Raw genomic sequence first — 20,430 nt, forward strand, 5'->3', positions numbered from 1 at the left:
CTAATAATTGGCGGGGGCTTGGAGGAATCATGAAGAAGAGCAAATTGGAAACGGCGGAGAGTCTGGCAAAGGCGCATTTTGGAGTTGAGCCAAATCTCAAGCGCATCCATCTCATAGAACCAGTTGACGATCAGAATCCGGAGGATCCAATCAAGCTCTTGGAGGTGGTCGAAGGAACGATCGAACGCGGGATCGAACCGGTCGCGTTTACTGCCGATCCAGCCCACGGCATCGAGTACCCGTCGATTGTCATCGAGATATCGCCAACTGAGTACGAAGCCATGCGAGCCGGCAAGCTTGGTTTTGGAAATCATAGGTGGACGATTGGCAGAGAGCTGCAAGCCCGTTGAAGAGCGAACGATTGTGCAGGCGACAAACGAAAACTGGGCGAGAAGTTACGCGAGACAGGCGCTGTCCGACCTTCGGGCCCGCGAGGCGCTTGCTCGTGCGAACGCCGAGAAGTGCCATCGCCTTCACTTCCTTCAGATGGCAGCGGAAAAAGCATGCAAGGCCCATCTAACTCTAGCGAATGGGCACGATAGAGTACGGAAGAGTCACGCCTACGTGGCGCGCATCCTTCCCATCATTGCGCGTCATTTTTATGCGGTGATCCACGACAACAACGTGTTAACCCGATGGGAAATCTCGGAGATACGGCGTCTTGCTCATGAGATTGAGGTGCTGGCACCAGCATGCGATGACAATGATCTTCGCAAAGACAACAGCGAGTACCCGTGGGAAGATGGGAAGGGAGATATTTGCGTTCCCTGTGAGTACAGCTTTCCCAAGATCGACGATGGCAGTAGAACAATCGTTCGCTTAATCCAGCTGATTCGCACCGCTTCCGAATCATACAACCGATAAGGGTCGCCTGACCGGCAACTGACCCAGTGCCCAGAGTTATAGGAACGCTGGTGCAAGCGGCTGCTGATTTTTCCGACCGGTGAGATCGGTCATAGATCAATTGCCGCTCAGCAGTTAGAATCCGCGGTATGGAACCACTGCCGGCGAGGGAGATCCGCGACTTCCGCGTGCGCGGCAACTACTTCAATCAGCACAGCCGGCGCTTTCGCAAGGAGCGGCATTCCGTAACCGAGGTCGCCACCCGTCCGGGATACTGCCCCCCGGTGGTCGAGTTCGACTTGGAAGACGGCGCCACCGGCAGCATCGTGGCCAGCGAGATTGATATCCCGCTCCTTTGTCAGGATGATTTTGAGCAGGCGCGAGCCCACCTGGCGCTCATCGTGAACGCCCGCCGCGGGTACTCGCAGGCCGCCGCCGGGCTCAACGCCGCTCTGCAAAAGTACCCGTGGCTGACCGCGCCCGCCGAACAGCCCCCACCCGCCGAGACCCCCTGGGTCGTCCCTTGCACCAGCGCCGAGCCGCACTGCGAGCGGGATATCAGTCAAAAAGGGTTCATCCTGTTGAAGCTGGCGCGGCAGGGCTATCCGGTCCCCGATTTCGTCGTCGTCACCGCCGACGCCTACACCGAAGGCTTTGCCGACATCGAGCGCCACCTCGCCGACGCCATCGCCCAACTGGAAATCCTCACCATGGAGTCGCTCGGTTCCGGCGACCCCCTGGTCTTTGCCATCCGCTGCGCCACCCCGCACTACATCCCGGGCGTGATGGACACCTTCCTCAACGTTGGCATCACTGAGCGTGCCTTGCCGTGCCTGGAGAAGATGTACGGCCCCACCGGCGCGCGCAAAATGTTCCTCAACACGCTGCGCAACCTGTGCGACTGCCTCCTTCAAGACCCGGCGCTGGTCAACGCCGTCAGGCCCGATCTCCCGCCGGATCAAGTCGTGCGCCTCATTGATCAGCTATCCGATCGCATCCGGAAAAAAGACCGCCGTCTCATCGAGGATCCCTATTGCCAGGCCGTCTTCTTCGCCCGGCAAGCGTACAAGGATTTTGAAGAAAACCATGACTTGGTGGCGGCGCTCGGCCGCGGCACGGAACATTTTCCCAGCCTCATCCTGCAGAAGATGGTGTGTACGGTGCGCCACGAGAGCGCCTACGCCGGCGTCTTGTCCAGCCGCAACACCCGCACCGGGGTAGGAGTGGAACTGCAGACCGCCCGCAACATCTTCGGCGAAGAAATGATGACCGGTACGGCGGAGTTCAAAACCACTACCTTCGAAGACAAGCAGGCAGTGCAGCACACGTTTCCCGCCGTCTATCATTTTCTGCCGCATCTGCCGGAGTTGGAGCGCGAACTGGAGTCGCCGGTCACCATCGAGTTCGCCGTCGAGGCCACCCGCCGCTACCAGTGGTTCGCGCTGCTGCAACTGAATGAAACCGGCATGGCGGGCGGGGCGGCGCTTATCTCCGTGATTGACATGCACAAATCCGGCGCCATCTCGCGCAAGCGCGTCACCGAACTGGTCCGTCCTTACCACCTCAAGCAGCTCACCAGCGATACCATCGATCAGGAAAACTTCAGCACGCTCAGCACCTTCTCCTCCGGCGTGGCCGTCCTGCCTCGCTCCGCCGTCTCGGCCCGCGTGTATTTCACTGGCGACGCTGCCTTGCGCGCCAAGACGCAGGAAGAGAAGGTCTGCCTCTGCAAGAAAACCTTTGTCCCAACAGACACCGTGGTGATGCGCGAGGTGGACGCCGTCCTCAGCCTGACCTCCGCCGCCGTGCACGTAGTCACCATTTGCCAGAGCCTTGGCATTCCTGCCCTCCTCAACCTGGAAAAGTATGGCGTTACGCTGCATCCCGACGGCCGCTTGGTGAACTGGTCCGGCAGTGAAATTCGCGAAGGCGACTGGATCACCATTTCCTCCCGCCGCAACACCGTCTACCAGGGCAAGGCGAAGTTCACTCCCGCCCGCCTCCTGCGCTACATGAAGGGTGAGCGCATCGCCGAGCAGGGAAGCGAGGTAGAAAAGGAATTCGCCGCCATCGCCTACGCCTATCGCTACTACCAGCAGTTGGTCCGCGGCCTCACGGTGGACAAAATCTCCAGCCTCAGCGAGGTCACGCGCCTGGTCAACTTCGAACTCCGCGCCGAGTCCGACGACGCCCGCCAGCTCGTGAACGGCTGGTTCGATGAGCGCGAGACCGTCTACATGGACGAAGTGCTGAAGAGCGACATCGGCGATCACCTCGGGCAGAGCAACGTCTTCGAAATGCTCACCCTCGACCGCAAAGTCCGCTTCTTCAAGGCGGCGCTGGCCAAATTGGCGCGCGAACACATCTCCGGCTACGAAGCCGGTGCCTTCATGCTCGGCCGCTTTCTCGCCATGCGTTATCCCGTCGCCTTCTGGAAAAGCTTTACGCCCTTGGAAATCGCTTTGCTGGTCAACGAGTGGGTGCTGTTTGAAAAATACCTGCAGCTACTGCACAACGTGGGCGAGAGAAAAGTCCTGCGGGCGCGCAAGCAGATTCTCAAGGAAGGGCTCGACCAGCTCGCGCTCCATCCTGGCGTTGTGCATTCCCTGATTACGCTGAAACTGAGCTCCCCGCGCCTGGATCAAGCCCGGGCCGCGCTGCCCGAGTGGAGCGACGCGCAATCGGCGCGCGTGCTGGAACTGCTCCAGCAGCCGTATCACGAGTTCTACAATTTCCGCGCCGAATGGTCGGTGGGCGAACTCAAGAAAATCTGCCAGACCGAGGGCCTGCCGCTGCCTTCGCCCGACGACGTGTAGAGCAGTTCAGAGCAGTTCCGCAATCGGTGTCGCTGCATGTCCTACGGTGGAAAGCGCCGGCCTTCGATCCGTTTCATCTTTTCTGCAGCCGATGTCATCCCGAGCGAGGGAGGGCTCCCGCGCGTTTTCGTAACCGGGGTCCCCGGCACGCCTGCTTTTGGCGTGCTGGGCTGGCCGTGCGCGGGAAACCTGAGTCGAGGGATCTCTGGGTTTCCTCTCTCGGCTACACCAATTCTGACACTGTCCTAGACCCGCACTCCGTTCGGCTCCCTAACCGCCGCCGCTTGCTTGACCCCGTACAGATAATCGCGGTCAATGGTCGATTCCATCTCGCGCAGCACCTCGGGCAACTCTTTGCCGTCACGCGCCGCCACCAGCCTCCCCAGTGCCAGCGACAATGACAGCACCGCGTTCATGCCCAGGTTCGCCTTCCTCTGCATGATCTGGATTCTGTCTTCGGCCAAGGCGCTTCCGTTGATCTTTCCGCGCTTGGTCGCCAAGTCCAGCTCCATCAGCAGCAGTTCGCGATCGATGTCGGTCAGCGTACCCAGCGCGGAAATCTTCTGTCCCAGGAAGCGCGGCGCCACCACCTCGATCACGTTCGCCACCGCGTTCAGGCAGCCTTTGCCGCCGTAGCGTTTGGCGCGCATCCACAACTCCGCCAGTTCGGCGTTTTCCTTGGCCACCATCTCGGCCTTGACGCTCGGCGCGAAGCGGTAGGTTTTCTCGCTTTCTTTATAGACAAAATAATTCGGGTACTTCCTCGTCAGCGGGTTGGCCTCGATGATGCTGTCCACCAGGTGAATCGCCTCATCCGTTCCCGCCGAGGTCCCCAGCGGCGTGGCGGCCGAGAATTTCATGCCGTTGTCCAGCATCACCGTTACTCCGACCGTGGGTATGCCGGCGTTGGTCGGTTCCTCGTGCGCGAAAATATCGGCGATCCTCATATCCGGGTCCAGCCTGCGCGTGGCTTTCACGCCTTTTTTCGCCAGCTCCATCAGTTCCACGATCCGGCCGTACTTAACCAGCCGTTCCGTGTTGGCCCCGCCCCCGCATTTCAGGCCCAGGGCGCCCACCGCGAAAGCGATGTCAGCCTCCATGACCTCATTGGGCGACTTGGATCGGTGCGAGACCACCAGCGCTAATCCCAAGTCTTTCGCCGTCCGGGTGGCCAGCAGGGTTTCGCTCATGGTGCCGATCTGATTGGCTTTGATCAGCGCCGTGTTGATCAACCCCTCTTCGGCGCAGCGGCGGATGGTCGAGTCCTTGGTCGTGACCAGGTCGTCGCCGATGATCAGGATCTCCGCGTCCAGCGCCTTCATCAGTTTCTTCCAGCCCTCGTAATCGTCCTCGGCGAAGGCATCCTCCAACGACACGATCGGATACTTCTTCACCCACGCGATGTACAACTCCACCATTTCGTCGGTGGTCATCACACGGGGATCTTCCGCGCGCCAAAACAGGTATTGCCCGACGGAATCCTTCTCGCCGGTCTTCTCCCGATATGCGTTGCTCAGTTCGCTGGCCGCCGGGTCGATGGCCAGCACCACGTCGCGGTCGGGCACGAATCCGCATTCCTCGATGGCTCGCACCGCCACCCGCAGCGCCCGCTCTTCGGGAAGGATGTCGCCTTCCTGCTTGGCGTAGGAGGCGACGATGCCGCCTTCAAGTCCGATGCCCACAAAATTCAGCCCTTCCGAGTCCTGGATGATCTGGATCGCCCGGCTCTGCAGCATATTGGTGACGCGCTGTGCCTCGATGTAATCGCGCGCCGTGAGCGGTAGGAACATGAACTCCTGGAAGCTCAGGTTGCCGCCCATTTCTTCCGTGTGCCGCCCGCCCATGATCGAGTTTCTGAACTCCCACGGTGCGAACACGATGGTTCCGTCGGCCAACTCGAGTTCCTGCAGCCGGTGCAGCCGCAGCTTGCGCCGCAACTCCGACGGCTTGCCCGAACGCCCTTCGGCCGCCGACGGCGCCGCCACTTGCACTTCCGCCGCGCGCGCTGCCGCCTCGCGCTCGCGTTCGCGGTATGCCTTGTACTTGCCGGCGTCCGCGATCAGAAAATCGAACATCGCCACCACGCCGATGGTGAACAGCAACCGCCCCGCGTACACCGCCAGCGGAGCGCCGCCCCACAGTCCGAGCGCGACCAGAACGAATCCCGGCGGCAGCGTCCACTGGCACAGCATCAGGCTGGCCTTCGGCCCCGCCGCCGACACCGCCAGGTTTTGCGTTTTCACGGCGGGATGAAAGCTCCCCGCCTCCTTGTGCACGCCTTTAAACTTCCCGTATGGGATCTTGGCGAACATCTCCAGGTACCACATCCAGCGCCCCAGCCCGCCCTGCTCCAGCTTCTCCTGCGCCGGTCCAGCCAGCTCGGGCCGCAGGTTGTTGGTCCGCACCGCCGCCAGGTAATGCCCGATCTCGTGGATGGCAATGTTGGTATGCCACGCCGCGTACCAAATCGCGGCCGAGATCAGCACCTCCGCGCTCAGGAACATCTGCCGCACCACGTCAAAGCGCGAGGCCACGCTGGTCGAAATGCTCAGCAGCGAGGTCAGGAATGCGGCGTGAAACGAAACCAGTTTGTGGTTGGCGATGATCCAGCCGCGGTCCAGACGGGGCGTCTCCGTATCTCGCGGCTGAAATTTGAGGAGTAGGTCCTTTAGGAAGGCCATGAACTTTTTCTCGCAAGCGAAGGAAGATGATTTCAGGGACTTACAGTTCGGAAACGGGCAAACCCCGTTTGCCGAAAACCACTGCTGATGTCCGCTGAAAGAGGAGCCGATTATATACCCGTTCCGCCTGCCCAACGCCGCCATTTTCGCGGCTTCAGTATTTCCAGTACCCCCTAATCCCCGCTGTCAATGAACCTGTTTCGATATCTCGCATCGGGCAGCGGGCAAGCATCGTACCTCCCAAAAATCCGGTAGCGCCGTCGCGCGATCGCCTCGTACACCGAGTCTCGCACCCTCGCGGGCACTACGCGCGCCGCACCGGTGAGCCCCCATACTCCGCCGAGCCGCGAAAATATGTACAGCGCGGCGCTGGATTTCGCTAACACGTGTTCCGTGGGCAGTGCGAAGTCGGCGACGACATAAACCGTGGCCATTGGTACGGTTCTGATCCCGTGTCGATCAAGCAAGTCCCTCGCCCTCGGGCTTTGCAGTGACGCAAACCGGAACACGCCACAACGGTCATGCTGCAGCACGAAGCTCACCAACCGGTTGCACAGCCCGCAGACGCCGTCATACAGAATCACGGCTGTCGTCCTCATGACGACAGCCTCCTCACCGCCGAAATCCGAACCGACTTACGATCAATTTCGTGCACCAACTCCTGGAAGCGTTGCGCCCGGTACGCCTTCTCGGCAACCCACCCAACCAGGCTGAGCAGCACGAACCCTGGTCCATTGAGCGGCCCGTGGATGCGCGCCATGAATGGAATGATCAGCCAGTATTTTTGTGTGTAGTCACCGATGGCGTACACGACCGCCAGCAGCATGCCGGCGACCAGCAGGCCGGACGCGGTCCTCAGTAGGGCTCGCGCGACCCCGTTTCTGAAATTCGCGGCGGCGGAAATCTGCAGCGCCGCGAACCCCAGCAGCGTCGCCGCCAAAATCGAGGCGCATGTCAGCTTCAACAGTGGCGAAAACACGAATCCGGCCGCCAGCAAGTAAGGCATGAACACAATCAGCGCTACCATCCACCGCACCATCCCGTACCTTGTTCCTTTCCGCTCTCCCCAATGGTGCAGCGTAACGCCTGCGATCAACGCCGTCGCGAATCCGGAATAATGAAAGTGCATACCGGTCAGCAGAACGATCGGTTCCTGGAATCCCATCGGTGTCAATCCCATGCGCGACGCGAGGAACCAGCCGGCGGCAAGCGCCAGGTCGAATCGTGCCATCACGAACACCACACGTTCGAGCGACCGCCATCCACCATTGGCGAGGTCAACCAGCGCCATCAAGGCCGCAACTGCCCCCACCCACAGCCACCCCGAGCCGAGCGCGCCCGCCAACCGTCCGGCAGGGAACCAAAACGAGGCGGCAGCCATCAGCGCCGCCACCGGCTGCATCACACGAAGCGCGCGGCCCAGCGGCGGTCGCATTCCCCGCGCATCGCCGTCCAGCAGCTCGAAGCCAAGCGGGACCACCACCAGCGGCGCCAGCAGGAACCACAACTCGATCGGACCGAACGGCGCGTACCCCGCGAAGTAAAGAACTGCCTGTAGCAGCCAGCAGAGCGCGCCCAGCTTCACCCACATCAAGGTCCAGCGGGAATCCAGACTCCTGTCCATCGCACCCTCCTTCACGCCAAATGCCCGGTCGCGCCCACGCCAAAAATCCCGATCAGCACGACCAATCCGGCCAGATAAGCCAGGTCTAAGCCGCGGTTCTCACGCCGCGTCTGCCGGTCGTAATAGAACAGTTGCAGCAACAGGCGCGCCAACCAGAACAGCGCCATGGCGCCGGACAAGAACCGCCCCAGCGCGCTGCCGCCCGCCAGTTCGGCAGGGAAGAGAAAGCACAGCAGGCTGAACAGGAAAACCACAAAGATGATGTAGGCCCAATGGACGATGAATACCTGCCGCAGGAAGCGCGGCACGCTCGCCATCCCCGACCGTACCCGCAGCCTCGCGGGCAATACAACGTTGGCCAGGATGATCGCCATCTGTACTGCCCCTGCAACCCACAGCGAAACCACATGAGGGTTCATCGTTCGCTCCTTGCTGCTCACTCCTGCCCGTTGTGTCAGATAGTTCTGACAAACCAGAATTAAACGCCCAAAAAAATTTACTTCGACGGCTTCAGGCGCAGCAGTTTCCGGATCTTCCCGCGCGTTTTCAGCATCCCGCGCAGCGCGCCAGCCGGAATCTGCCTTACCTCGTCGTAGGCTCCCGTCATCCCCTCGAAGAACTCGTACATCTCCTGCAGCCGCGCCCGCGTGTAGGCGTCCCCTTCGTTGTTCCGGTCCAATTCGCCGATGCATTGCCGGAGCACGTCAATCGTCGGATCGATCTCCTTCTTTTTCCGTTGCTCGGTAATGATCCGGAACATTTCCCATACGTCTTTCATGGATTCGTAGTGCTCGCGCCGGTCGCCCAGCACGTGCACCGGGCGCACCAGTCCCCAGGCTTCCAGTTCGCGCACGCTGGTGCTGACATTGGAGCGCGCCACGCTCAGGGTCTCGGCGATTTCCTCGGCAGTCAGCGGAGCCGGCGACAGGTAGAGCAGGGCGTGAATCTGCGCCACCGTGCGGTTGATTCCCCAGCGCGTGCCCATTTCACCCCAATGGAGAATGTACTGCTTCATGACTTTGGTGAGCGTTGGCATCGTTCTCTAGTTTCTGTCGATACAGAAATTACTGTAAATGGAATGCGGTTGTCAAGATTTCTTTTTGTCCTTTTCCCGGGATGTCAGGCAGGGTGCGGGACGCGCCGCCAAGCCGCTGCGGACTTTCTACAAACTCGCGCAACTTACCGGCATCTAAACTGTTAGTTCTTTTAGGATCTTTTTTCGCCCGGCGCTGCCTCTCGGCCGGGCGGGAGGCATTGTGAGACATTTGTCCCCGTTTTCGCGCCCCCTCGCTGTCCTGCTGGTTTTCGTGCTGGCATGTCCAGCATGGATGTTGGCGGGGGTGAGCGCCGAGCCCAGTCTGCCCGACCCCGGCCTGGCTGCGCCTCGGGATCAGCAGATCCAACTCGGCCAGAAAGCGGTCGCCGAGGTCTACAAGCAAATGCCCATCCTGCCCGACTCCAGCCCGGTCACGCTCTACGTGCGGTCGCTCGGTCACAAGCTCCAGCGTGTCATTCCCGAGGAATATAACTGGCCCTATCAGTTCCACGTCGTACAGCAAAGCGATATCAACGCCTTTGCCTTGCCCGGCGGGCCCGTTTTCGTCAACCTCGGCACCGTCCTCGCCGCCGACAATGAGGCCGAACTCGCCGGCGTTCTCGCCCACGAGATGTCGCACGTCTACATGCAGCACTCCATCAAGGGCATGCGGAAGCAGGGAACGACGCAGGCTGCCGGACAGATTCTCGGCGGCCTTCTCGGCGCCGTTCTGGGCGGCGCCGCGGGAGCGCTTGCCAACCTCGGTGCCCAACTCGGCGCCGGCGTCATCAGCATGAAGTACTCGCGTGCTGACGAAGCCCAGGCTGACGCTGTCGGCGCCATCATCATGTGGAAGGCCGGGTACAACCCGCTCCGGCTGGCGCAGTTCTTCCAGAAGCTGGAACAGCGGAGTGGCGGTGCTGGCAGCGGGCCGCAGTTTTTGAGCGACCACCCCGATCCCGGCAACCGCGTGCAGGCGGTGCAGAGCGAAATCAGGAGTTGGCCGTCGCGCCAGTATCACGACGACACTCCGCAGTTCGTTCAAGCCCGCCAGGAAGCGCGCAGCATCCGCGCTTACAGCGCGCAGCAGATCCAGCAGATGGCGCAGAGCGGCCAGACCCACAACGTCAGCGATCCCGACGGCGTTCCGACCGGACCGTCCGGCGCCAGCGAATCCGCCAACTCATCGGATGTCATGCCCAGCTCCAGCTTCCAGCAATTCCAGGGTGCATTCTCGATCGAGCATCCCAGCAATTGGCAGGTCATGCAGGACCAGCAGTCCGGCGGGGTCACTATCGCGCCCCAGGCTGGCGTCTCGCAAAACGGAATTGCCTACGGCGCGGTCGTCGGGCCGTTCCAGCCGCAGAACGCCAACGACCTGAATGATGCCACCCTGCGGTTGATCGCCACCCTGCAGCAGCAGAATCCCGGCCTGCGCCAGGCGGGGAAACTGCAGAACATCCGCGTCAACGGCGTCGCCGGAAAATCGGTTGACCTGCTCGGGCAATCGCCTCTTCCCGGCCCTGATGGCCAGCCACTGCCGGAGCACGACTGGCTGGTGACCCTGCCCTACGGCAACGGCGCTGCCATCTCGCTGGTGTTTGTTGCCCCGGAAAAGGACTTCCCCCGCCTGCGCCCCACCTACGAGCACATGCTGAAGACATTTCATCTCAACCAATAGTCGGTAGGTCGTAGTTTGTAGCTGGGGGTTCGACACATCCTTGCAGGTAAGACGAAAAATAGAGAAAAAATTTAGATAAAACGAAAGCCTTTTCTGAAACTGAAACTGAAACCCTCTACCCCTTCTTCAGCTCGATCAGCACTTGCTTCGCCACTTCCTTCAGGGTGTCGAACACGCCCACGCCCTGGAACGCGATCGCCTCAAACACCGGCTCGGATCGCTTCGCCAACTGTTTTCTAAGCTGGTCCACGGGTAGCGCGTTGGGCAGATCGCGCTTGTTCAACTGCAGAACGTACGGGATTTTCGTGAAGTCGTACCCGTGCTCTTGCATGTTTTCCTGGAGGTTTTCCAGCGCCTCGACGTTGGCGTCCAAGCGCTCTTCCTGCGAATCGGCCACGAATACCACTCCGTCCACGCCCCGCAGGATCAATTTGCGGCTGGCGTCGTAGAACACCTGTCCCGGCACAGTGTAGAGGTGGAAGCGCGTCTTGAACCCGCGCACTGTGCCCAGGTCCAGCGGCAGGAAGTCGAAGAACAGGGTGCGGTCGGATTCCGTTGCCAGTGAAATCATCTTCCCCTTTTGTTTTTCGCTGGTCTTGTCGAAGATGTATTGCAGGTTGGTGGTCTTGCCGCCCAAACCGGCGCCGTAATAGACGATCTTGCAGTTGATCTCGCGCGCTGCAAAATTGATGAAACTCAAGACGGCCCTCGCATCGAACGCATCGCGGCCCTGACGCTTTGCGACGCGCCGAAGTTCCCTGTCCACAGCGGAAGAGCACTGTTTATATCACAGCAGTAGCGTGGTGCAACGCTCAAGGCGTCGCCCGCGGCGGTGGCAGCGGATAATATCCCTGCTTCGCCGTTACCTTCAACCCCGGACGAAGAACCCTGACCTCGATGTCGCGGTACTGACTTGAGGGCGTAGCCCGTGTCGTGTAGCCGATGGTGTATTGGTTGCGGGCTTCTTCCGTCAACCGGCTGTAGGCCTGCTCGATCGCCGACGAACTGAACTGGTTGAACACCTCGCCCCCGGTCGCCACCGCGTATCTCGGCAGGATATCTCCGTACCCCGTCTTGGGGAGATGGATCTTCTGCGCCTGTCCGTAACCCGGGATCGCGGCTCCGCCCACGCCCACCGCGTACACCGAGATCTGGTTGGTCAGCAGTACCTTCAACACCGCGCCGTAGCTCGCCGAGGAGCGGTACTCCGTTCCGTCGCTGACTACGAAAATCACTTTGCGGCGTGTCGGGTTGCCGCGCGACAAGTCCAGCGCCGCTTGGAGCACGGCGTCGTTCAGCACCTTGGCTTCCCGTTCCCCCGTATAGCTGGGAGTCGGGTTGACTCCGGGATCGATGTTCCGGCCGTTGACCGTCCCCGCCGGAGAGCCGAACGGCCCCCCCACCACCGGCGCTCCCCCGCTGCGGGCCGTGGACTTCTTGCGAATCCGGTCCATCGCCTGGCTCAGCTTGTTGTTGGTGGCGGTGAACTCCTGCACCTTCTGCACCGTGGTCCCGAAGGTGTACAGCCCCACCTCGTCGAACTGCCCGAACGCTCCCACCAGCGCCGGCAGCGTGTCGCGCACCTTGCGGAAATCGACCTCGGGTATGCCCAGATCGATCACCACCGCCGCCGTCAGCGGAAACGGATCGCTGGTGAAGAAGGTCATTTTCTGCTCTTGCCCATCCTCCAGTACCCGGAAATCCTGCTGTGACAGGCCCTCCACCAGGTGGCCGCTGCCGTCCTTCACAGTCACCGGCACGACCACGAAATTCACATTCGTGACCAGCTTGAACAACTCGTCGCGCCCGCCGCCCGCGGGTGGCACGCTTCCCGGCGGCGCGGTCGTGATCTCCGCCGGAGGCGGCGCCGTGATGGTCTCGTTGGCAGTGGGGAATTTCTCCGCCGGACGGCTTGCCGAGGGCGCGTCCGGAATGCTCGGCTGCCCCGCCGGCGGGTTGCTGGGCTGTTGCTGCGCCATGACCAGGCTCGCCGCCAGTGCCAAACTCAGCGCCAGTGTCAGCCGTCCCGGAGTTTTATTGCGACCTTTACCGTCTGTGATCATCTCTTTTTTCCAGTAGCGCACAGCAACCTTCTCCCCCGCCGCCGCTCTAAACATTATAGGGAGCTCTGATTTAGAATAACTCCAAGCGGGCTCAATCGGCTCGGAAGAAGTATATGTCCCATCTGTTCCCGAAAACATTCACAGCCGCTCTGCTCGTCCTGCTGCTCGGCGTCTCGGTTGCCGCGCGGGCCCAGCAAGCTCCTCCCCGCCAAGGCGACGCCGACGACATCCAGACATTTAAAGTTGATGTCAACGTCGTCAACGTCTACTTCAACGTCAAGGACAAGCATGGCCTGCTCGTCCCCAACCTCCTCAAAGACTCTTTTCAGATCTTCGAAGACGGCAAGCCGCAGACCATCAAGTATTTCTCTGCCGAATCCAACCAGCCCCTCACCCTGGGCATTCTGATTGACAGCAGCGTCAGCCAGGAGCGCGTGCTGCCCATGGAGAAGGAAGTCGGCGCCGCCTTCTTGCGCGAGGTCTTGCGCGACAAGGACTTGGCCTTCGTCATCGGCTTCGACGTCACCGTGGACTTGCTCCAGGATTTCACCAACGATGCCCATTATCTCCGCGCCGGCATGAATCGTGCCCGCATCAACGGCGGCAGTGGTTGCGGTGGAGTTCCCGGCCTGGGCGGTGGCCCGATCCCCTGCAGCAATCCCAAAGGCACCCTGCTGTACGACGCCATCTATCTTGCTTCCAACGAAAAGCTGGCGCATGAGGTTGGCCGCAAGGCCATGATCATTCTCACCGACGGCGAAGACCAGGGCAGCCAGATGAGAATCCGCGACGCCATCGAGGCGGCGCAGAAGTCCGACTCCATGGTGTACGTGCTGCTCATTGCCGACCGCGGCTTCTACGGCGGCTGGGGCTACTCCGGTGATCGCGAGATGAAGAAACTTTGCCAGGATACCGGCGGCCGCATGATCGAGGTCGGCAACAAGCGGGACAAGCTGAAGCAGGCCTTCGACGAGGTCGCCAACGAGCTCCGCAGCCAGTACAGCATCGGTTACACGCCCATCAACAACAAGCGCGACGGCTCTTATCGCAAGGTGGAAGTGAAGGCCAAGGGCGAATACAAAATCCAGGCCCGCGCCGGCTATTATGCCCCTTCCTCCCGCGACCGCTCCGGCGGCCAACCCTAGGTCAGATATCGTCGGTAAGTGAGACAGCACTCTGCGCGTCCGCATGGGGATTTGGGCGTTTTCGTGGGAATGTGCATGTCCGAAAGGTGAAATGGATTTCCACTTATCGGATGGCGGAAGCTCCGTCCCGGGTGAGATCGAACATGCTTCCGCCGAATTCTCCTCAAGTGTCGCGCGCAGATCTCCCTCCATGCCATAAGGGACGGCAACAAGTGCTAAGTGTCGCTTCGACACCGCCTTGGAGCTGCAGAGAGGTCCTCCGAACGAAATCGGATCATCCCATCGATTCTTGCCGATCAGGAATGTAGCGGTTCAAATCGGGAGCGCTTCCCGGTTTGGCAGGTGTCCTGCATTAACTTGGTTCTGGTGGGACTCTCATCAGCGAAATAGCGCTGATACTAGCAGTGTTTCGATCGTGAGGAACTCACGCGCGTAAAGGGTGCGGCGGTACGGGAATATTCATCTGAGTAAGTCAACAACCGGCGGGGAGGGTGAAATTGGGCCATTGCAAGGCACCTGCTAGGGACCTAGTCGCGATAGCCATGATCCTCGTGCTTGGTTGTTGTGCAGCCTGGGCTGCCGGGCAGCGCCGCGCACAGTTGCAGGTCACCTGCGTCGTCTTGCCACATATATCGCTCCAACTGAACGGCCAAAAGCCCGTGTACGACAGCATGGCTGCGACGGTGGTAACTGAGCCGGGGCAAATCCAATTGATGGGCAATACCAACGATCCGAATTCGTCGGAATTTGTTTTGACGGTAAGCGCGAGCTCGCTGGCCGTGGTAAATGGTCTTGAAGTCGCGCCGGGTCACTCCGTTGAAGTAGGACGCTGCCGCTACGGTGCTCCTGTAATGCTGACTGTAACCGGAATCGCGCCCATCCACCTGACGGCTTCGCGCTGAGTTCGGCTTTAGAAGGTGATCGTCACTACGACAATATCGCTGTAGTTGCCGGCCGGGACCGTCGCGTGGAGCGCTGTGCCGTACACGAGGGCCGTTTGCCCTGATCCGGTGCCCGTGGTCTGTACACCGGTTGCCGCCGTGTTGCCCCAAACGGTGCTGTAGGTATTGTCCGTATACAGGTTGTACTTAATGTAATTCGAGGTCGCACCCAGGCTCATTTGACGCAGAGGCGCCGCGTCCGACGATCCGGCCGCCGGATTCGACCCCTGGCCGAGCGTGAGAATGACGCCCATCCCGGCGCTGCACGTGTAATCAATATTGGCGCTGACCCCAGTCTTATCGGTAGTCATGAACGACAGGCCCAAGCTGCCGAAGTTCATGGTTGAGACAGCCGAAATGGTGCAACTCCCGGTCACCGTCGCACTCGCAGAGAAGGTGGTTAAGGCTTGGCGGTTTCCTTGGTAGGAAACCGTTGCCGTGAGCGGAGTCCCTGAATAGCTGCCCGTTGGCACTACCTGCCCAGCTGGAATTAGACCGTAAACGGTCAGCGTCGCGCAATAATCTGGCCCGCAAGCTGTGGTGACATCAACGGTCGGAGTGACGGTACCGTTAGAACCGTCGCCCCAGACTATGGTGTGGCTGGCATTCGTGTAGACGTTATACGCCAGGGTGTTCCCGCTCGAGCTCATATTGCGCCCGGTATCCGGAGTGATCGTCACGGGTAGACCAGTATAGGGGCGATTGCACGTAATGTTAATCGTTCCTATCTGAGCGGTGGACGAACTGGTGTTGTAGCTGTCAAATGCGATGTCAGTCGCCGCAATCGTGCAATTTGGAGGAGCTGCATACGCCGCTCCGCTCAGCAGCAAGCACACCAGCAGCACGAAAAGTTTGACAGCCTTGCTCATCGCAGCTTTCGACAGGTAATCGGCCCGATCCGCGGCAATAATTCACCCGCGTTTTCTGGCGCCGGCACCGTCGCCTGGCAGGTCGTGTCGTCCCAATGCACACGAACCCTGGCCGGAAACGAAATCTCTGGGACAAACAGATCACCCCGTAAAACCACCTCGTAAGCCGTCTGTCCACCGTTGATGGTCGCCACCGCTCCAACCGGCGGGTAGGAGCCGTCTTCCGTCACCAGCTTCAGCACCGCTCCCCGGTTCGGCTTGGCCTCGAAGTTAATGAACAGGCCGCTGCGCGGCATGGGAACAACCGTTTTCTGGGATAAATCGACGTCAAGGTCCAGCGACAAGTCCTTGTCGTCCAGGGCAATCACGTTGTTGTTGTACGCGGGCAAGTTGGGCACGATGGCCAGTCCGTGGCGGTCGGTTGTCCCGATGTATTGGTTGTTCACCAGCACTCTTATTCCCGGCGTGCCGGAGGCATCTACCACGGCGAAACCGTCCGTGAGTGATCGCGTCAGCTCCAGTCGCCGGTGTAGCAGCACGGTGCCGCCGGAGTAGCCAAGGCGCCAGCTTGTCCCCGTTCCCTTCTGCTGGCCAGCCTCAAACAGGTACGTCCCGATCCTGCTCTGGTAAGTAGCGCCAGCGTCCACCTCTGGCGCCTGCAGATCATTACTGCTGCTGGCGCGGACGCGATGGCCCCATCCTGTGGCCATCGGCGCCTGCTCCGTGTACTCGACCGATGGACTGGTCTTTCCTTCCTGATAACCGGTCGAGGCCACGACTGTGCGGCGGCCTCCCAGGGGGATCATTAGCGACATGCTCGCCGAAGCACGTTGTTTCAGTTCCGGCGCGTAGTATCCGGACAAAACAAAATAGGTTCCGCGCGGTAAGCCGATCGTGAGGCCCGGACTGACGCTGTTGAAGTGCGAGAGACTTTTCCCATCGCGATCATAAACCGCCAAACCGGGCTTCTCCTGCCGCAAATAGGCCACTGCTACGGTCGCGCGCCGGCTAATGGCACGGCTGACCTGTGCCTGGCCAACAAACCTGGTCGCGTGCTCACCAACGGCTAAGCCTAGCTGTTGAAAGTTCTTGGTGGTTGCCTGTGCACTGGCAGAGAAACTGAACGCGCGCGTAGCGTGCTGCAGGTGCGCATAGACGAGTCCGCCGCCGCCGTTGTCGCTCCGGCTGACAGCGGCTCCGACACCGAACAACCCGATCGGTAGTAACCCTTTTTCGAAGCCTGCGCCAAACGTTTGCCCGTGGGCTTGCACCTCGCCGCGCAGGTTCACAGTCAATGAATCCGTCAAGCCTCGAGCATGAGTGCCTTCCACGAACCAGGACTGATACCCGAAACTCTTCAAGCCAAAACCGGTGCGCAGCGTCCCCGCCTCGTAACTGTAGTCGCTGACACCTTTTTTCAGCAGTTGCGGCGTGCTGATAAACGCCATGGAAACCACTTGCTGGCGCCCCGTCAGATCCGTTATCACCATGCGCACATCGCCTTGTGGCGTAATGGTGGGAATATCATGGATCGCAAACGGTCCGGCATCCACGTTCTGATGGCTGGTGCGGACATTATTCACATACAGATCCACGGTCGATGGCTGTGCCGCCTGACCGGCTATCGTGGGCAACGCAAAAGGAATGAATGACGGCTGGGTCGCGAACTTGCTGCCCCAACGCACTCCGGCGTAGTTGACGACCCGTCCCCACGGAGACGATGCACTGAAACCATCTCCGATCGTCAGCGTTGCCATTCGCTCCGGAAAGTCACGAACAAACTGCGAATCCAACCTGGTTGCCGTCGGCGAGTGGGTGAGGTCTTGTCCGACAAACTTGGTGGTAAGCACACCGAGTTTGCTGAAAAATCCGAGTTCTTCAAAGCCGGAAACGTTGTACTGGGCATTCGATCCAGACACCTGGAAATCGTGATTCAGGAAAAATCCAGGCTCCGGGTTCATGGCCTTCTCGCGCGTACCGCTAGCCAAGCCGACAAGCGTGGCCGTAAGATTCGAGGGCGGCACCAGAATCGCGAGTTTCTGCTGTGCTGTGTCGAATTGGTAAGTGAGCCCGGGGATTGCCGACAAAGGGTAATACAGAATTTCCTGCACCTGGGTTGGCGTAACCTTCGGCACCGGCAGCCGAGACGCTGAAAACAACTCCGCAGTGGCGAAGTACTGTCCCTTTCCGTCGCGAAATACTTGGGCAAAATCGTCTACAGGATTACCGTTCAACTCAACCGCCACTACCACTTCACCCGGAGCAAGCGGTTGCTTTCGAGCTTCGGGTTTCTTGCGTTGTCCCACATGTGCTGATTGCGGGCCTTCTTCGGTTTCCAGATCTGCGGCAGCGTCCGACGCGCTATCTTCAGCCCCTACCTTAGCTGCCATCTTGGGTACAGGCCCAGATGCAGGCAATGGCCCGGGTCCCGGCACGGCGCCAGATTCCAGCGTGGCGTGGGGTGCAGCACTCGCTGCAGTTTCCGGCGCAGTGCCAGCCGATGCCGGTTGACAAGTTGTCGCAAAAAACGCCAGGGAGACGCACAACCTCAACGCCAGACCGGATTTTCTAATTGGGCTTGGGAGTGAGTTCTTCATGCCCCTTACCCGCGTCAGTGACGGTCTCAAGGCCAATGTGTGCGGCGCCGCGCAGCCGTTCGTCACGAATCACAAATTCGCGCCGCCCGCCAGGAAGAACATAGGCAGAGAGCGACGATGGAATACGCTCAGTTCCCACTTCAATCACCAGTTCCTTGATCCGATCGTGCGCGCTGCCGTCATTTTGTACGCTGAGCTTCAACGCCCCGTCATCGGTGAAACCCGCCTGCCAAATGAGAATCGGCGCGATCGGCCGGCGCGGAACCTGGAATATCGGCAGTGAGATTCGAAGAACCGTTCCAATGGTCCCCGGTTTTGGCGGTTTCGGCACTTCCTCCAGAATCAAGCGATAGCTGCGTTCAATCTCGATTCGTTCACGGCTGCGTAACCCGAGGCGGATGATCTGCTTTTGTCCTGCGGCGAGAGTAAACACGGGAGGGTTGGCAACCACATCATTGGTGTCGAGGTACGAGTCCTCGGCGCCTTCCGTCTTCCAGCTTGCCGCGTGTACCTGCACTGTGATCGGATCGTCCCCCGCGTTGGTGACTTGCACGATCGAATTTGGCTTCGTCTCACTCAAATCGACTCGCACAGGAGAAATCGCCAGCGAACCAGCCTGCACAAACACGGCAGCGCCGAATAAGAAAAGCGCAAATGCACCGCTACGAGTTGCCACGGGAATACCCTTCGTTTGTTGAAAAATCGCGAGCGGCTCTTGCGAGTCGCCCGCGCACCATTGTCAACGACTAGAAGTCGACTGACACCACTACTTGATCGGAGTAGGCACCTGCTGGCACGTTTGCGGCTGTGGCTACGCCATAGGCCGTCACAGTATGCGCAGCGCCATCTGCCGTCCCCGCGACGCCCCCCCCTGCGGAGTTGATCCAAGGCGTGGAATGCGCTGCGTCCGTAAAGAGCGCGTAGCTGATGTAATTCCCGCCCGATATCATGCGCCTAACAGGAGCTGCGTCTGTCGAACCCACGCCGGGATTCAATCCCTGGTCGAGGCGGATTTTCGGCGCCACTCCGCTGTTAGTGCACGTGTAATTGATGGCGGCGCTCGTTGTTGCATCTACGCTGTTGATGGTAAACGGGATGCCCAGGTTACCGAAGGCCATGTCAGCCGCCGAGTTGACGACGCAATCTGCAGTAACCGTCGCAGTCACATTCATGTTGCCCGTCGCGGTGCCCGCGAATGCAGCGCTTGCTGTGAACAGCAACAAAATAGCTAGCCCAAATGTCTTCTTCATGCTGTCTCTCCTATCTAGTTGTTAGTCCTAAAGTTCTGGTTTTCGTGCTCCGCGACAGCGCTGTACCGGCGGCGCAGAAGCGAGGCGATCCAACCACTCCTAACCAATATTTCGGAGTTGCGACATTGCCGAAGCAATCGCGGTTCCAATTTCGGGATTTTTGTCTTAAATCGGGAAGTGCTTTCGCCTGGTTTGTTTACATCAACTTATCTTTTTTTGTGGGGTTCGCGGGTGGGGGGCGCGGCTGGGAAAGGAGGCGCGGGATCAGAATTTGAGACGCTCCGACGCCTCGCCGGTCTCAACTCGGGAAAAGTCCCTTTTTGAGACAAAGCAAAACTCGGAAGTTACCCTTCGCAGTCCGGCCCCGGAGGGGGCTGGCCCACCCTTTCCTGCGTAACCACTCTTGAGGTTGCCCCATCCTTGTCTCGCCCGATGGGGAGTCTGCACCCGAAACGGAGCGAAGGGGCGATGACAGGGTGGGGATTTCTGTTCGTACTTCCCAGATTCCGCCCCCGGAATAGCTGATTTCAGGAGAAACAGATTTGCATCCGCTATACGATGCTGCCGGAAACATGACCAACGACACGTTCCACACCTACACCTACGACGCGGAGAACCGGGTCATTTCGGTGGACAATGGCGCGACCGCAGCCTCTGTCTACGATGCCTATGGCCGGCGCGTGCACGAAACCACCTCGGCGGGAAGCGTCCAGACCGACGATGTCTTTGACCTCCAGGGCGGGTGGCGCACGCACCCCTTCAAGCAGTGAGCAAGATGTGGGGTGGCCCACCTTTCGCGGTTTTTCGAAAGGTGGGAATTGCGGATTTCAAGCTAAACAGATTTCCATCGGCCCGTGAAAGGGATGCATCCAGAGGCGAGATTT

18 protein-coding genes are annotated in these 20,430 nt (G+C 60.1%); 7 read left to right on the plus strand and 11 right to left on the minus strand.

The window, feature by feature from the left end; all coding sequences use genetic code 11:
* Window positions 1–29: 29 nt before the first annotated feature.
* The 3 genes from LAN64_05455 to LAN64_05465 all read left to right on the plus strand — a co-directional run bounded on the left by LAN64_05455 (window position 30) and on the right by LAN64_05465 (window position 3,659).
* Complete coding sequence (locus LAN64_05455) at window positions 30–350, plus strand: hypothetical protein (protein ID MBZ5567282.1); 321 nt, start codon at window positions 30–32, stop codon at window positions 348–350.
* A 214-nt stretch (window positions 351–564) separates the two neighbouring features.
* A complete protein-coding gene (locus tag LAN64_05460) occupies window positions 565–864 on the plus strand; it encodes a hypothetical protein (GenBank protein MBZ5567283.1) in 300 nt (99 codons plus the stop codon).
* Between the two features lie 128 nt (window positions 865–992).
* Complete coding sequence (locus LAN64_05465; GenBank protein ID MBZ5567284.1) at window positions 993–3,659, plus strand: hypothetical protein; 2,667 nt, start codon at window positions 993–995, stop codon at window positions 3,657–3,659.
* A gap of 245 nt (window positions 3,660–3,904) precedes the next feature.
* Here the strand turns inward: LAN64_05465 and LAN64_05470 are convergent, their stop codons facing one another.
* The 5 genes from LAN64_05470 to LAN64_05490 all read right to left on the minus strand — a co-directional run bounded on the left by LAN64_05470 (window position 3,905) and on the right by LAN64_05490 (window position 8,949).
* Complete coding sequence (locus LAN64_05470) at window positions 3,905–6,340, minus strand: hypothetical protein (GenBank protein MBZ5567285.1); 2,436 nt, start codon at window positions 6,338–6,340, stop codon at window positions 3,905–3,907.
* Between the two features lie 173 nt (window positions 6,341–6,513).
* The gene (locus LAN64_05475; GenBank protein ID MBZ5567286.1) at window positions 6,514–6,939 is read right to left on the minus strand and encodes a DCC1-like thiol-disulfide oxidoreductase family protein; all 426 of its coding nucleotides are present in this window, start codon (window positions 6,937–6,939) and stop codon (window positions 6,514–6,516) included.
* On the minus strand, window positions 6,936–7,964 hold the full coding sequence (locus tag LAN64_05480) for a YndJ family protein (protein MBZ5567287.1): 1,029 nt from the start codon (window positions 7,962–7,964) through the stop codon (window positions 6,936–6,938). Before LAN64_05480 ends, LAN64_05475 begins: the two co-directional genes overlap by 4 nt.
* A gap of 11 nt (window positions 7,965–7,975) precedes the next feature.
* The gene (locus tag LAN64_05485) at window positions 7,976–8,383 is read right to left on the minus strand and encodes a hypothetical protein (GenBank protein MBZ5567288.1); all 408 of its coding nucleotides are present in this window, start codon (window positions 8,381–8,383) and stop codon (window positions 7,976–7,978) included.
* Window positions 8,384–8,460: 77 nt separating this feature from the next.
* Window positions 8,461–8,949, minus strand: coding sequence for a MarR family transcriptional regulator (locus LAN64_05490; GenBank protein MBZ5567289.1), 489 nt, complete (start codon window positions 8,947–8,949; stop codon window positions 8,461–8,463).
* A 271-nt stretch (window positions 8,950–9,220) separates the two neighbouring features.
* Here LAN64_05490 and LAN64_05495 point away from each other — a divergent pair, with 271 nt between their 5' ends.
* Window positions 9,221–10,681, plus strand: a complete 1,461-nt coding sequence (locus LAN64_05495) for a M48 family metalloprotease (protein ID MBZ5567290.1) — start codon at window positions 9,221–9,223, stop codon at window positions 10,679–10,681.
* Window positions 10,682–10,796: 115 nt separating this feature from the next.
* Here the strand turns inward: LAN64_05495 and LAN64_05500 are convergent, their stop codons facing one another.
* On the minus strand, window positions 10,797–11,381 hold the full coding sequence (locus LAN64_05500; protein ID MBZ5567291.1) for a gliding-motility protein MglA: 585 nt from the start codon (window positions 11,379–11,381) through the stop codon (window positions 10,797–10,799).
* 112 nt (window positions 11,382–11,493) lie between these two features.
* Window positions 11,494–12,744: a VWA domain-containing protein gene (locus LAN64_05505; protein ID MBZ5567292.1), complete on the minus strand. Its 1,251-nt coding sequence runs from the start codon at window positions 12,742–12,744 to the stop codon at window positions 11,494–11,496.
* Between the two features lie 113 nt (window positions 12,745–12,857).
* Here LAN64_05505 and LAN64_05510 point away from each other — a divergent pair, with 113 nt between their 5' ends.
* Entirely contained in the window at window positions 12,858–13,889 is a 1,032-nt protein-coding gene (locus tag LAN64_05510; GenBank protein ID MBZ5567293.1) for a VWA domain-containing protein, read from the plus strand.
* 542 nt (window positions 13,890–14,431) lie between these two features.
* Window positions 14,432–14,791 (plus strand): hypothetical protein, encoded by a 360-nt coding sequence (locus tag LAN64_05515; GenBank protein MBZ5567294.1) that lies wholly within the window; start codon window positions 14,432–14,434, stop codon window positions 14,789–14,791.
* An 8-nt stretch (window positions 14,792–14,799) separates the two neighbouring features.
* On the opposite strand, the gene LAN64_05520 is transcribed toward LAN64_05515, so the two are convergent.
* The 4 genes from LAN64_05520 to LAN64_05535 all read right to left on the minus strand — a co-directional run bounded on the left by LAN64_05520 (window position 14,800) and on the right by LAN64_05535 (window position 19,546).
* The gene (locus LAN64_05520) at window positions 14,800–15,699 is read right to left on the minus strand and encodes a spore coat protein U domain-containing protein (protein ID MBZ5567295.1); all 900 of its coding nucleotides are present in this window, start codon (window positions 15,697–15,699) and stop codon (window positions 14,800–14,802) included.
* Window positions 15,696–18,089, minus strand: a complete 2,394-nt coding sequence (locus tag LAN64_05525; protein ID MBZ5567296.1) for a fimbria/pilus outer membrane usher protein — start codon at window positions 18,087–18,089, stop codon at window positions 15,696–15,698. The genes LAN64_05520 and LAN64_05525 overlap by 4 nt, the downstream gene beginning before the upstream one ends.
* Window positions 18,090–18,267: 178 nt before the next feature.
* Entirely contained in the window at window positions 18,268–18,972 is a 705-nt protein-coding gene (locus LAN64_05530; protein ID MBZ5567297.1) for a fimbria/pilus periplasmic chaperone, read from the minus strand.
* Window positions 18,973–19,042: 70 nt separating this feature from the next.
* Window positions 19,043–19,546, minus strand: a complete 504-nt coding sequence (locus LAN64_05535) for a spore coat U domain-containing protein (GenBank protein ID MBZ5567298.1) — start codon at window positions 19,544–19,546, stop codon at window positions 19,043–19,045.
* 542 nt (window positions 19,547–20,088) lie between these two features.
* On the opposite strand from LAN64_05535, the gene LAN64_05540 reads away from it, so the two are divergent.
* Complete coding sequence (locus LAN64_05540; protein MBZ5567299.1) at window positions 20,089–20,316, plus strand: hypothetical protein; 228 nt, start codon at window positions 20,089–20,091, stop codon at window positions 20,314–20,316.
* Window positions 20,317–20,430 lie beyond the last annotated feature (114 nt).

The organism is Terriglobia bacterium (genome assembly GCA_020073185.1).
In the GTDB taxonomy this organism is placed as follows: Bacteria; Acidobacteriota; Terriglobia; order Terriglobales; family Acidobacteriaceae; genus JAIQGF01.